This window comes from Pararoseomonas baculiformis, assembly GCF_017813395.1.
Classification (GTDB): domain Bacteria; phylum Pseudomonadota; class Alphaproteobacteria; order Acetobacterales; family Acetobacteraceae; genus Roseomonas; species Roseomonas baculiformis.
Map to the genome: position 1 here is coordinate 107378 of NZ_JAGIZB010000003.1, position 13120 is coordinate 120497.

Annotated in this window: 10 protein-coding genes; 8 read left to right on the forward strand and 2 right to left on the reverse strand. The window is 68.6% G+C overall.

Annotation, left to right across the window (positions count from 1 at the left end; translation table 11 throughout):
- Positions 1–83 precede the first annotated feature (83 nt).
- Both J8J14_RS04065 and J8J14_RS04070 read left to right on the forward strand, forming a co-directional pair.
- Positions 84–434: a RidA family protein gene (locus J8J14_RS04065; protein WP_209378177.1), complete on the forward strand. Its 351-nt coding sequence runs from the start codon at positions 84–86 to the stop codon at positions 432–434.
- Between the two features lie 286 nt (positions 435–720).
- Positions 721–1506: a CHAP domain-containing protein gene (locus tag J8J14_RS04070; protein ID WP_245215362.1), complete on the forward strand. Its 786-nt coding sequence runs from the start codon at positions 721–723 to the stop codon at positions 1504–1506.
- A gap of 132 nt (positions 1507–1638) precedes the next feature.
- Here J8J14_RS04070 and J8J14_RS04075 read toward each other — a convergent pair whose 3' ends face one another.
- Together J8J14_RS04075 and J8J14_RS04080 are read right to left on the reverse strand one after the other, a co-directional pair.
- Complete coding sequence (locus J8J14_RS04075) at positions 1639–3009, reverse strand: PleD family two-component system response regulator (protein WP_209378178.1); 1371 nt, start codon at positions 3007–3009, stop codon at positions 1639–1641.
- A gap of 440 nt (positions 3010–3449) precedes the next feature.
- Positions 3450–4634: a pyridoxal-phosphate-dependent aminotransferase family protein gene (locus J8J14_RS04080; RefSeq protein ID WP_209378179.1), complete on the reverse strand. Its 1185-nt coding sequence runs from the start codon at positions 4632–4634 to the stop codon at positions 3450–3452.
- A 140-nt stretch (positions 4635–4774) separates the two neighbouring features.
- Between J8J14_RS04080 and J8J14_RS04085 the strand changes: the two genes are divergently transcribed.
- From J8J14_RS04085 to J8J14_RS04110, 6 genes are all read left to right on the forward strand, one after another.
- Positions 4775–7696, forward strand: coding sequence for an FAD-binding and (Fe-S)-binding domain-containing protein (locus tag J8J14_RS04085; RefSeq protein ID WP_209378180.1), 2922 nt, complete (start codon positions 4775–4777; stop codon positions 7694–7696).
- Positions 7693–8259: a DUF924 family protein gene (locus J8J14_RS04090; protein ID WP_209378181.1), complete on the forward strand. Its 567-nt coding sequence runs from the start codon at positions 7693–7695 to the stop codon at positions 8257–8259. Before J8J14_RS04085 ends, J8J14_RS04090 begins: the two co-directional genes overlap by 4 nt.
- A 148-nt stretch (positions 8260–8407) precedes the next feature.
- Positions 8408–9541 (forward strand): OmpA family protein, encoded by a 1134-nt coding sequence (locus tag J8J14_RS04095; protein ID WP_209378182.1) that lies wholly within the window; start codon positions 8408–8410, stop codon positions 9539–9541.
- A 214-nt stretch (positions 9542–9755) separates the two neighbouring features.
- Positions 9756–10904 carry an OmpA family protein gene (locus tag J8J14_RS04100; protein WP_209378183.1) on the forward strand — a complete coding sequence of 383 codons (1149 nt, stop codon included), beginning with the start codon at positions 9756–9758 and terminating at the stop codon, positions 10902–10904.
- Between the two features lie 118 nt (positions 10905–11022).
- Positions 11023–11295 (forward strand): DUF3253 domain-containing protein, encoded by a 273-nt coding sequence (locus tag J8J14_RS04105; protein ID WP_209378184.1) that lies wholly within the window; start codon positions 11023–11025, stop codon positions 11293–11295.
- A 59-nt stretch (positions 11296–11354) separates the two neighbouring features.
- Positions 11355–13085: an ABC transporter ATP-binding protein/permease gene (locus tag J8J14_RS04110; RefSeq protein WP_209378185.1), complete on the forward strand. Its 1731-nt coding sequence runs from the start codon at positions 11355–11357 to the stop codon at positions 13083–13085.
- Positions 13086–13120: the final 35 nt, after the last annotated feature.

Below are 13120 nucleotides of genomic sequence, written 5' to 3' on the forward strand. Positions count from 1 at the left end.
GGTTCGCGGGGGCGGCTCGCCTTGTCGCCCCCCTTTCCCGCGCCCTAGAAGCGCCAGGCCATTCCGGCATGGAGCTTCCAGATATGAGCGCGATCATCCGCAAGGGCGGCGGCCCGGTCCTCTCGACGTCGGTCGAGTATCACGGCTTTGTCTACCTGGCCGGCATCACCGCCGACGACCTCTCCCAGGACGTCTCGGGCCAGACCAAGCAGATCCTCGACAAGATCGATGCCGCGCTTGAAGAGCACGGCACCGACAAGACCCGGCTGCTCCAGGCCCAGGTGTGGCTGAAGGACATCCGGGACCGCGACGCCCTGAACAAGCTCTGGACGGCTTGGCTGCCGCAGGGCGGCGCTCCGGTCCGCGCCTGCGTGGAGGCCAACATGGCCGATCCGCGTCATCTTGTTGAAATCATGGTCACTGCCTGCCGCTGAGCGGGGCCTGTGAACGGCGCCGGGAGTCCGGCGTCGTTCCGGCAACGGCCTGTGGCCACACGGCCGCAACACTGTGTCCCGAACCTTCCCGAGCCTGTTTTTGTAGGAATTTGCTCCCGATACCTCGCCGTGGAGCTTGGCCTGACGGGCTAATCACGCCTCGTTGCGGCCTGAAACAGCATCGCTTCTTGCCCGGGTTTCACCGCGCCGGGTAACACCCCCGTGACATCACCGGACCGAGAAGTGCCGTTCAAGGCGCGCCGGGCTGGTTGGGAAACGAGGCTTGATGCTGGGGGACTACATGCAGGCAAAAAGCGCCGCCGTTGCCATCGCCACCATTTGCGGCCTGATGCTGGTGCCGCAGCTGAGCTCGACGGCCGACGCTTCCTCGCCCAACCGGGGGGGCGCCAAGCACAGTTCGGCTTCCCGGCAGGCGGCGCCTGTGGTGCGCGAGGCCTCGGTCCGTCCCACGCGCTTCTCGGGCGCCAAGGCTGCCTCCCGCCGCGTCGAGCGGAGCGAGAGCGAGGTCGCCTCCTTCGGGCGCATCTCCTGCGTTCCCTATGCCCGCATGGTCACCGGCATGCAGGTCAGCGGTAATGGCGGGACCTGGTGGCACAATGCCGCCGGCCAGTATGCCCGCGGCAACCGCCCGGAGGCCGGTTCGGTCCTCGTCTTCCGGTCCTCGGGCGGGATGCGCGCAGGCCACGTTGCAGTGGTGGAGCGCCAGGTGAGTGCCCGCGAGATCACGATCCACCACGCGAACTGGGAGGGCCCGGGAATCCGCAAGGGCACCGTGACCCGGAACGTGTCGGTGATCGATGTCTCCGACGCGAATGACTGGACCGCCGTGCGGGTGCAGGTGGGCTTCGATGGCAGCACGCATGGCCGCGTGTATCCGACCTACGGCTTCATCTTTAACCGCCCCGACGGGGTTCCGGCCGCGCGTGGCCCGATGATGGTCCGGAACGAGGGCAGCAGCCTTCAGGAAGTGGCCGAGGCCCCGGCGCAGAGCTCGCATCGCCGCTTCATCAACACCTCGGTCGGCGGCCTCGGGATCGAGTCCGCCCGCTGAGGGGATCCCCGTAAGGGGTATCGGGAGGGGGCAGCGGATAGGGGGTCCGCTGCCCCCTTTCTTTTTGCGGGCCAGATGCGGCGCAGCACGGGATGACGGCGCAGGCGCTCCGGGCGGCCGCGGGGCCGGTGTTCAGGCCTCGCTACGCGCCCAGTCGCTGGGTTCCGCGATCTCAACCCGGTTCCGGCCGAGCGCCTTGGCCCTGTAGAGCGCGATATCGGCCGTGGCTGCCAGCTCATCCACCGTGCAGTCCGGCCGGGCCACAGCCACGCCGATGCTGATGCTGATATCGAGTGACTTGTCGCCCACCTGCACCGGCCGCTCACAGACGGCAAGCCGCAGGCGCTCCGCCACCAGCCCGGCGTCGTCGGCTGGCTGGGGCGCCATGGCGACCACGAATTCCTCACCGCCAAAGCGGGCGACGACATCCACGGCGCGGAGATGCAGGCGCAGGCGCTCTGCCACCTCGCGCAGGACGGTATCGCCGATGGCATGGCCATAGGTGTCGTTGACGGATTTGAACCGGTCCACGTCGATCAGCAGAAGCGTCGCACCACCGGCGCGCAGCAGCCCTTCCAGGTGGCGGGTGACATAGCGGCGGTTGCGGAGGCCGGTCAGGCTGTCCGTGACCGCCATCTCCAGGCTGCGCTGCAGGTCCGCCCGCAGCCTTTCCTGGTAGCGCTTGCGTCGGATCTGGTTGCGCGCCCGGGCGCGCAGCTCATTGGCATCCACGGGCCGCAGCACATGATCGTTCGCGCCAAGGTCGAAGCCCCGTAGCACCTGGTTCCGCTGATCCGTATCGGCCACCAGCAGCACCGGCACCTCGCGCGTCGCGGATTGCGCCCGCATGCGCGAGGCCAGACGCAGCCCTTCGCCGTCATCGAGCCAGAGGCTGAGAACAGCGATGTCGAACTCCTCGTGCAGCAGGCGGTCCCAGGCGATGTTCACATCCGAGGCGCGGGTCACCACGATGCCGTCCTGGGCGAGGATACCGGACAGCGCCGTGGCTTCCGCTTCATCCTCGGTCGCGAGAAGGGCATGGGCTCCCGCGACGCTGCGGGACGGGTCCGGCATCGGTTCGAAGCCCAGGTCCCTCGCCGTCTCGGCACGAAGGCGGAAGGCATCGAGCACCTGCTTCGTCCGCAGAAGGGCCCGGAGCCGCGCGAAGAGGGTGGCGTGGTCCACGGGCTTGGACAGGAAGTCATCCGCCCCTGCCTCCAGCCCCCTCACCCGCTCGGCCTGATCCACCAGGGCGGTGATCATTACGACCGGAATATGGGCGGTGACAGGCGATGCCTTGAGCAGCCGGCACACCTCGTAGCCGTCCATCCCAGGCATCATCACATCCAGCAGGATGACGTCCGGCCCCCAGGACTGTGCCTGGCGCAGCGCCTCCGGCCCCGAGCTCGCAAGCGAGACTTCATAATACTCGGCATTGAGCCGGGCTTCGAGAAGCTTCAGGTTGGCGGCGATGTCATCGACCACCAGGACACGCGCGGTCATTGGGCGGCTTTCCCGCCTCCGGCCTGCCGGGACCGAGTCGTTGGGTCACATATGAGGCGAAGGCTGCAACGCACTGTATGTGTAGCCATCGTCGGACTGGAAGCCATCAAGCTCTAACGACTCCCGCCAGATGCACAGCGCAGCCTGTTCTCAGACCCCCATATAAGCAATAGACGCGCCGAGAGAAATGCCTGCCGGCACATAGGCGCAATCTTCCGCCTGCGTCAGCAACGGCTTCCGTCATGCCGGCCCACCGCGCCGTGTGCGGGCCTGCGCTTGGGGTGCCGGGATCAGAATTGCATCGGGACCGGTGCGGGCGGTCACCGTCACGTCCTTCGTCGTTAAGACAGCGGCCATGTCCCGAAACTCCTGTCATGATTCCAGGAATCTTGGGGCGAACGGGGCGCTGGCAAGACAAGTGCCCCGTCCCTGGAGCCGGATCAGGCGTTGCCGGAGAGGTAATCCATCGCCGCGGCGACGCCGGCAGGCTGGTGCGGCACGCCGGCGACCCGCAATCCCATCTCCACCCCGCTCAGCGTTCCCATGAGCGAAAGGTCATTGAATGTGCCGAGATGGCCGATCCGGAAGACGCGATCGTTCAGCCGCCCCAACCCGTTGCCGAGCGACATGTCGAACCGCTCCAGGATCGTGGCGCGAAGCGCGTTGGCCGAGTGCCCCTCGGGCAGCCGCACCGCCGTGAGCGCGGAGGAGTAGTGCCGGGGCTCGGCGCATTGCACCTCAAGCCCCCAGGCGCGCACGGCGCGGCGGGTGGCCTCGGCGTGGCGGTCATGCCGGGCGAAGACATTGGGCAGGCCCTCGGCCATTAGCATGTCCAGCGCCGTGTCCAGGGCGTAGAGCATGTTCGTGGCGGGGGTATAGGGGAAATAGCCCGTGGCGTTGGCCGCCAGCATCGGCTTCCAGTCCCAGAAGGCGCGGGGCAGCTTCGCCGTCTCACTCGCCTTGAGCGCCTTTTCCGAAACGGCGTTGAAGGACAGGCCCGGCGGAAGCATCAGCCCCTTCTGGCTGCCGGAAACCGTGACATCCACGCCCCATTCTTCGTGCCTGTACTCGATCGAGCCGAGCGAGGAGATCGTGTCCACCAGCAGCAGGGCCGGATGCCCGTCCGCGTCCAGGGCGCGGCGGACCTCATCGATGCGGGAGGTGCAGCCGGTGCTCGTCTCGTTGTGCACCACGCAGACGGCCTTGATCTCATGCCCCTTGTCGGCGCGCAGCGCGGCCTCGATCGCGGGCACATCGGCGGCCTGGCGCCAATCGGTCTCCAGCAGCCGGGGCTTGAGGCCGAGGCGCTCCGCCATCTCGCGCCAGAGATGGGCGAACCAGCCCGTCTCGCACATCAGCACGGTGTCGCCCGGCGAGAGGGTGTTGACCAGCGCCGCTTCCCAGGCGCCCGTGCCGGAGGCCGGGTAGATGATCACCGGCCCGGTGGTGCCGAAGACCGGCTTCAGCTTGTCCAGCACCTGCTTGCCAAGCAGCCCGAAATCCGGGCCACGATGGTCCATGGTGGGGTTGTCGAGCGCACGGAGCACGCGGTCCGGCACATTGGTCGGGCCGGGGATCTGCAGGAAATGCCGGCCGTTTTCGGGCCGGGTGCTGAAATAGGCCATGGGCGTCCTCCGCTCTCGGCGCCGGTCTAGCCCCCTGCCCCACGAAGTGCCAATGAGTTCGGCATGTTCGATTGATGAGGATTATGGATGCGACGGCCCAGCCCGCCTCGGCTAGTTTGCCGTCCGCAGGAGACGCCCGAATGAATGCCATCACCCGGTCGCGCATCACCCCCGGCGACAGCCGCCTGGCCGCGCGCCTGAAGAAGGAGACGCAGGGGGAGGTGCTGTTCGGCACCGGTGACCGCGGCCGCTACGCCACGGATGCCAGCATCTACCAGGTCGAGCCCATCGGCGTGCTCATCCCCCGCAGCGTGGAAGACGTGGCGGCCGCCATGGCGATATGCCGGGAGGAGGGCGTGCCGGTCCTGCCGCGCGGCGGCGGCACCAGCCAGTGCGGGCAGACGGTGAACCGCGCCCTGGTGCTGGATTGCAGCAAGCACCTGCGGAACGTCACCTCGGTGGACAAGGCGGCGATGCGGGCAACGGTGCAGCCCGGCATCGCGCTCGGCGCGCTGAATGATGCGTTGAAGAAGGACGGGCTCTTCTTTCCCGTCGATCCCTCCACATGGGCGCGCTGCACCATCGGCGGCATGGCCGCCAACAATTCCTGCGGCTCCAAGTCGATCCGCTACGGGCTGATGGCCGACAACGTGAGCGCCATCGATGCCCTCCTGCCCGGAGGGGAGCGCTTCACCTTCGGCGAACTGCCGGACAACCTGGGCGAAGGCGTGCCGGGCAGCGTGGCCGAGCTGGTGAACCGGCTGCGCGCCCTAGGCGCGGCGGAGGCGGCGGAGATCGCGGCGCGCTTCCCCAAGGTGCTGCGGCGCGTTGGGGGCTATGATCTGGAATCCCTCACGCCCGGCGCGCGGGCCAGCGGCCGCGGCAATCTCGCCCGCATCCTGGTGGGCAGCGAGGGCACCCTGGCCTTCTCGGCGGGGCTGGAGCTGAAGCTCTGGCCGATCAAGCCGCGCAAGGCGCTGGGCATCTGCCAGTTCCCGACCTTCCGTGCCGCCATGGCGGCCTCCCAGCACCTCGTCACCCTCGATCCCGAGGCGGTGGAGCTGGTGGACCGGACCATGATCGATCTCGGCCGCTCCATCGGCATCTACCGCCCGACCATCGACCGCATGGTGATCGGCGAGCCGGACAGCCTGCTGATCGTCGAGTTCCACGGCCATGACGACGCGGTGCTGGCGCGAGAGCTGAAGCGTCTCGACGAGATGATGGGCGATCTCGGCTATCCCGGCGCCGTGGTCGAGTGCATCGACCCCGGCTTCCAGGCCGCGGTTGCCGAGGTGCGCGAGGCCGGGCTGAACATCATGATGTCCATGAAGGGCGATGGGAAACCCGTCTCTTTCATCGAGGACACGGCCGTGCCGCTGGAGGATCTGGCCGACTACACCGAGCGCCTGAACGAGGTTTTCGAGCGCCACGGCACCAAGGGCACCTGGTATGCCCATGCGAGCGTCGGCTGCCTGCATGTCCGCCCCGTGCTGAACATGAAGGATGGCGAGGATGTGCGCCGCATGCGCCAGATCGCCGAGGAATGCTTCGCCCTGGTGCGCGAATACAAGGGCAGCCATTCCGGCGAGCATGGCGACGGCATTGTCCGCTCCGAGTTCCATGAGGAGATGTACGGACCCCGCATCGTCCGTGCGTTCGAGGCGGTGAAGGACGCCTTCGACCCTACAGGGCTGATGAATCCGGGCCGCGTTGTCCGCGCACCGCGCATGGATGACCGCAGCCTGTTCCGCTACCTGCCTGATTACTCGGCCGATCCGGCCGTGACTCCGGTGCTGGACTGGTCGGCCTGGCCTGGTCCGCAGGGCGGTTTTCTGGCCGCCGTGGAGATGTGCAACAACAACGGCACCTGCCGGAAGTTCGATGCCAATGTCATGTGCCCAAGCTTCCGGGCCACGCGGAACGAGCGGGATCTGACGCGCGGCCGCGCCAACACGCTGCGCCTCGCCCTCACCGGACAGCTCGGGCCCGATGCGCTCGCTTCGGACGAGGTGGCGGAGGCACTTTCGCTCTGCGTCTCCTGCAAGGGCTGCAAGCGCGAATGCCCGACGGGCGTGGACATGGCCAAGATGAAGATCGAGGCCCAGTACGCCCGCGCGAAGAAGCATGGCGTCTCTGCCAAGGACCGGCTGATCGCAACGCTTCCCCAATGGGCGCCGCTAGCGTCCCGCGCGCCGGTCCTGGCCAATGCACGCGAATGGGTGCCGGGCGCCCGCGCCATCGGGGAGAAGCTGCTGGGCTTTTCGAAGGAACGCGCCCTGCCCCGCTTTGCCCCGGATCCGTTCCGCGACCTGGGCGGGGAGGCGCCGGCACCCCGCGGCGACGTGCTGCTGCTTGCTGATACCTTCAACCGCTATTTCGAACCGGAGAACCTGCGCGCTGCCGTGCGGGTGCTTCGCGCGGCCGGTTACCGCGCCGTCTCGCCCAAGGCGGCGGACAGCGCTCGCCCGCTCTGCTGCGGCCGGACCTATCTGGCGGCCGGCATGGTGGAGGAGGCGCGGGCCGAGGCACGGCGGACCATGGATGCGCTCTCCGGCTCCGACCTGCCGGTGCTGGGGCTGGAGCCCTCCTGCCTGCTGACCTTGCGGGACGAGTTCAAGTCGCTGCTGCCGGGCGAAGCGGCGGACCGGCTCTCGGACAGGGCTGTGCTGCTCTCGGAGTTCCTGGTGCGGGAGAAGGCAGAGCTTCCGCTGCAGCCGGTGGCACCGGCCGCGCATATCCACGGCCACTGCCACCAGAAGGCCTTCGGCGCTTTCCCGGCGGCGGTGAAGGCGCTGCGCGGCGTGCCCGGGCTGGAGGTGAAGCCGATCACCTCCTCCTGCTGCGGCATGGCGGGCGCTTTTGGCTATGATGCGCGCCGGATCGAGGCATCCAGGGCCATGGGAGAACTCTCCCTTGCCCCTGCCGTCCGCGCCGCTCCGGCCGATGATGTGATTGTGGCCGACGGCACTTCCTGCCGCCACCAGATCGAGGACCTGACCGGCCGGAAGGCGCTGCACAGCGTACGACTGCTCGACATGGCTCTCGGAGGCGAGCGGTGAGGAACGAGATCCTCGATGCCTGGTTCGGCGGTGAGCCGGACCTGTTCCGGCAGTCCTGGTTCCAGTCCGATCCCGCCTTCGATGCGATGCTTCGGAACCGCTTCGCCGAGGCGGCGGACAGGGCCGCGGCCGGTGCCTTCGCGGACTGGATGGATGAACCCGAAGGTGCGGTCGCCCTGTGCCTCCTGCTCGACCAGGTGCCGCGCAACATCCATCGCGGCACCCCGCGCGCCTTCGCTTCGGACCCCGCCGCCCGTGCCGCTGCGGCCGAGGCTGTCCTGGCGCGCCGGCACGATCTTCGGCTGCCCATCATGCAGCGCGTCTTTCTCTACCTGCCCTTCGAGCATTCCGAGGAGATGGCGGACCAGGACCTGTCGGTCGCGCTCTTCGAAGGGCTTCGGGATGACACGCGCACGACGAAGCCGGGCGGCGTGATCGATTATGCGTGGCAGCACCATGCGGTGATTCGCCGATTCGGGCGCTTCCCACACCGGAACGCTTCCCTCGGCCGGCCGACTACCCCGGCGGAACGCGCTTTTTTGGAGACGAATGGCGGCTTCTGACGCGTTGGTACGCGTGTATGTTGCAGGGCAGCAACACGCGACTTCCCGATGACAGCGCAGGGGTGAAGCAGCCCGGTCGCTGCGGCATATTCGCGGCGACAAGATGCCCTGCCCGCAGGGATGCACCCCAGAAGGAAGATCAGCCCCGATGCCCCGCCTACGCGCAGCGCTCCTCGCCACGACCCTGCTCACCCTGCCGCTCGCCGCGCAGGCCCAGCCGGTGACCGGCCTCTATATCGGCGTGGGTGGCGGCTATAACTACCTGCAGGGCACGGAGCGCTCCCTCTCGGGCGCCACGGCGGCCAATGCCCGCGCGGCCGGCCTGCCCACCACGGTCGAGGTGAACTGGGATGCCGGCTGGGTCGGCGCCGCCGCCCTTGGCTGGGGCTTCGGCAATGGCCTTCGCGCGGAGATCGAGGGCTTCTACCGCCAGAACGACTTCCACGGGTCCACCGCGGCCGGCCTTTCCAGCCGTACCAATGCCGGCCATGTCTGGCAGGCCGGCGCCATGGCGAACCTGCTGTTCGACGTGGATCTGCGCCGCTTCGGCTGGGCGCAGCCCATCCTCTACCCCTATATCGGCGGCGGCATCGGCTGGTCCCACATCGAGCTGGACGGCGTGCGGGCCGATTTCCGCCCGACCCGCTCGCAGGTTGGCTTCGGTGACGGCGCGGACGACGTCTTCGCCTTCCAGGGCATCGCCGGCGCCTCCTTCCCGCTTGGCGTTCCCGGCCTGAGCCTGACGGCCGAGTACCGCTTCTTCGGCACCACCGAGCCGACCTTCCCCGTGCGCCGCACGCAGACCCTGGCCGGCGCGACGAGCTCCACCGTTCCGGGGATGGAGAACTACAACCACAGCGCCATGATCGGCCTGCGCTACGCGTTCAACACGCCGCGCCCGGCTCCGGTCGCCGCCGTCGCCCCGGCTCCCGCCGCTGCTGCCCCGGCTCCGGCCCGCACCTACCTGGTGTTCTTCGACTTCGACCGCGCCGACCTGACGGACCGCGCCCGCCAGATCATCGGCGAGGCCGCCCAGGCCGTGCAGAGCACCGGCACGACGCGCATCGAGGTGGCCGGCCACGCTGACCGCTCGGGCACGCCGCAGTACAACCAGCGCCTGTCCATGCGCCGCGCCGAGGCGGTTGCCGCCGAGCTGTCGCGCCGTGGCATCGCCCGCAACCAGATGTCGATCCAGGCCTTCGGCGAGAGCCGTCCGCTGGTCCCGACCGCCGATGGCGTGCGTGAGCCGCAGAACCGCCGCGTCGAGATCGTGCTGCGCTGATCCGCAGCACCTCTCGCGAGGGAAAAGAGGGGGCGGGGCCGAAAGGCTCTGCCCCTTTTTCATGCCAGTGCCGGAACGGATGCGTGGCATTCTTGCCACAGGGCAATTCTATGACCGCGGTTGATGTCGGGACCGCAAACCCCGGGGCTCGTTGGGCTTTCTCACCATGCCGCAACTGATAGCGGCCCGCCCCCCAACGAAGGATGAGTTCCTAATGTCGTTCCGTAAGGCCCTCCTCGCGGCCACCGTCATCGCGGTGCCCGCCTCCGCCATGGCCCAGACCTCTCCGGCCCCGGTGACCGGCCTCTATATCGCTGGCGGCGCCGGCGTGAACTGGCTGATGGACCGCGACATCGAGGCGCGTGGCGGGAACCGCACCTACTTCACCGACCGCAACACCAATGCCTATGGCGAGACCCGCCAGGACACGGGCTGGGGCGGTGCGGTCGCGCTCGGCTGGGGCTTCGGCAACGGCGTGCGAGCCGAAGTCGAGGGCAACTACCGCCAGAACGAGGTCGACAAGATCGGCGGCTTCGGCGGCCCGACGACCTCTCGCGCCTTCCGTAACAATGGCGGCGATATCCGCCAGTACGGCGTGATGGCCAACGCCTATTACGACTTCAACATCCCGAACTTCCCGGTGGTGCCCTATATCGGCGCCGGCGCGGGCTATATCTGGACCGAGTATGACGGTGTGCGCGGCACCCGCCAGGCCGCCGGCTCCAACTCGGTCGTGATCGACGGCACGGATGGCAGCTTCGCCTGGCAGGGCATCGCCGGCGCCGCCTACCCGATCCGCTCCGTCCCCGGCCTCGCCCTGACCCTTGAGTATCGCTACATGGGCACGCTGGAGCCGAACCTGAACGGCCGGGTGGTGAACCCGCAGGGCCAGACGGTTTCCTCGGGCAAGTACCGCGCCGACAACGCCGAGAACCACTCGATCTTCCTTGGCGTGCGCTATGCCTTCAACCAGCCGCGTCCGGCGCCGGTCGCCGCCTTCGCCCCGGCTCCCGCCGCCCAGGCTCCGGCCCCGGCCCGCACCTACCTGGTGTTCTTCGACTTCGACCGCGCTGACCTGACGGACCGCGCCCGCCAGATCATCGCGGATGCCGCCCAGGCCGTGCAGAGCACGGGCACGACGCGCATCGAGGTGGCCGGCCACGCCGACCGCTCGGGCACGCCGCAGTACAACCAGCGCCTGTCCATGCGCCGCGCCGAGGCGGTTGCCGCCGAGCTGTCGCGCCGTGGCATCACCCGCGATCAGATGTCGATCCAGGCCTTCGGCGAGAGCCGTCCGCTGGTCCCGACCGCCGATGGCGTGCGTGAGCCGCAGAACCGCCGCGTCGAGATCGTGCTGCGCTGATCCGCAGCACCTCTCGCGAGGGAAAAGAGGGGGCGGGGCCGAAAGGCCCCGCCCCTTTCTCATGCCGGGCGGCCGGAAGGCGGTTCCCCCCGCGCCAGATCGGGCGTAACGGAACCCCATGACAGCCCGGCCCGACCGCCCCGCCCTGCAGGCCGAGATCCTGCGCCAGGCCGAGGCCTGCCCACCCGGACGCAGCCTCAGCCCCAGTGACATCGCAAAGGCCCTTTATCCAGAGAACTGGCAGTCCATCCTCACGCCCGTCCGGCAGGCCGCAGTCGCGCTCCAGCGGGAGGGCAGGCTGGAGGTGCTGCGCAAGGGCAAGCCCGTTCCCCCCGCCGAAGTGCGCGGCGTGATCCGCCTTCGCCTGCCCGCCACACCGCCGACGGATTGACCGGCGCGGCCGGCAGGAGACACTCACCGGCTCGAATATCAGCCGGACACCTTCAGGCGATGCGCTACACCTCCGCCGCCCTGCGCGATGCATGGGCTCTCTCGCGGCCCTTCTGGAAAGGCGAGCAGCGATGGGCGGCCCGCGGGCTGCTCACCGTGGTCGTGCTGCTCAACCTCGCCCTCGTCGGGATGAACGTGCTGCTTACCTACTGGCAGCGCGGCTTCTACAACGCGCTGGAGACGAAGGACTGGGATGCCTTCATCAGCCTGCTGATCCTGGGCGGGCCGACCGAGCAGTTCGGCTTCATCCCGGGCTTTTGCATCATCGCGGCGATCTACATCCTCGTTGCCGTCTACGCGCTCTATCTCAAGCAGGCGTTGCAGATCCGCTGGCGGCGCTCGCTCACCGGCTCCCTTGCCAATCGGTGGCTGGACCACCGCGCCTACTACCGGATGGCGGTGCAGGACCGGGCGACGGACAACCCGGACCAGCGCATCTCGGAGGATGCGCGCCTCTTCGTGGACAGCACCCTCACGCTCGGGCTGGGGCTGATGCGGGCGGTGGTGACGCTGCTCTCCTTCATCTTCGTTCTCTGGGGCATCTCCGGAGAGATCACGGTGTTCGGCGTCACCATCCCCGGCTATCTCGTCTGGGTGGCACTGGCCTACTCGGCCCTGGGCACCTGGCTCACCCATCTCATCGGGCGCAAGCTCATCACCCTCAACTTCGTGCAGGAAAGGGTGGAGGCGGATTTTCGCTATGCCCTGGTCCGCGTGCGCGACAATGTGGAAGGCATCGCCCTCCATCGCGGTGAGGCCGAGGAGAAGGCTGCGCTGGAGGGACGCTTCGGCGCGGTGATCGGCAATTGGTGGGCCATCATGACCGCCACCAAGCAGCTCACCTTCTTCACGGCGGGCTTCTCTCAGGTGGCGACGATCTTTCCCTTCGTCGTGGTCGCGCCGAACTACTTCGCCGGCCGCATCCCGCTGGGCGGGCTGATCCAGACCTCCACCGCCTTCGGATCGGTCCAGGAGGCGATGTCCTGGCTGGTGAACAACTATTCCGAGGTCGCGGCCTGGCGCGCGACCGTCCAGCGCCTTTCGGGCTTCCACGAGGCGATTGCCGCCGCCGAGGCCCATTCCGGCGAAGGGCCGAGCCTGCGGCCCGAGCCGCGCGACGGGCTGAAAGCGAGCGGCCTGACCGTCACCCTGCCGGACCGGCGGCCTTTGCTGGAGGATGCGGCGCTCTCCGTCGCCCCTGGCGAGGCGGTGCTGGTTACCGGCGCCTCGGGTAGCGGCAAGTCCACCCTGTTCCGGGCGCTCGCCGGCATCTGGCCATTCGGGCAGGGCGAGGTTTCGGTGCCGGAGGGCAAGCGCATGCTCTTCCTGCCGCAGCGCCCCTATCTTCCCCTCGGCAGCCTGCGGCGAAACCTGGCCTATCCCTCGCCCGAGCGCAGCTTCGGCGACGCGGCGCTGCTGGCCGCGCTGGAGGATGTGGGCCTGGCGCATCTCGCCCCGCGGCTGGACATGGTCGAAAGCTGGGATCGCGTGCTGTCCGGCGGTGAACAGCAGCGGCTGGCCATCGCCCGCGCCCTTCTGCAGCGCCCCGACATCCTGTTCCTCGATGAGGCGACGGCCAGCCTGGATCCGGTGGCGGAGGAGCGACTCTACCGCCTCCTGCGGGAGCGGCTGGCGGAGAGCGCGGTTATTTCCATCGCCCACCGCCCGGCCGTGGCTGCCTTCCACGATCGGGGCCTGCGGCTTCAGGACCGCAAACTCGTCCCGGCATGAAAAAGGCCGGGGATGGCCCCGGCCTCATCATCCGA

Excerpts from the sequence above, each read along its gene's own strand:
- J8J14_RS04065 (WP_209378177.1), top strand. The coding sequence starts at position 84 with ATGAGCGCGATCATCCGCAAGGGCGGCGGCCCGGTCCTCTCGACGTCG.
- J8J14_RS04070 (WP_245215362.1), top strand. The coding sequence starts at position 721 with ATGCTGGGGGACTACATGCAGGCAAAAAGCGCCGCCGTTGCCATCGCC.
- J8J14_RS04075 (WP_209378178.1), bottom strand. The coding sequence starts at position 3,009 with ATGACCGCGCGTGTCCTGGTGGTCGATGACATCGCCGCCAACCTGAAG.
- J8J14_RS04080 (WP_209378179.1), bottom strand. The coding sequence starts at position 4,634 with ATGGCCTATTTCAGCACCCGGCCCGAAAACGGCCGGCATTTCCTGCAG.
- J8J14_RS04085 (WP_209378180.1), top strand. The coding sequence starts at position 4,775 with ATGAATGCCATCACCCGGTCGCGCATCACCCCCGGCGACAGCCGCCTG.
- J8J14_RS04095 (WP_209378182.1), top strand. The coding sequence starts at position 8,408 with ATGCCCCGCCTACGCGCAGCGCTCCTCGCCACGACCCTGCTCACCCTG.
- J8J14_RS04100 (WP_209378183.1), top strand. The coding sequence starts at position 9,756 with ATGTCGTTCCGTAAGGCCCTCCTCGCGGCCACCGTCATCGCGGTGCCC.
- J8J14_RS04105 (WP_209378184.1), top strand. The coding sequence starts at position 11,023 with ATGACAGCCCGGCCCGACCGCCCCGCCCTGCAGGCCGAGATCCTGCGC.
- J8J14_RS04110 (WP_209378185.1), top strand. The coding sequence starts at position 11,355 with ATGCGCTACACCTCCGCCGCCCTGCGCGATGCATGGGCTCTCTCGCGG.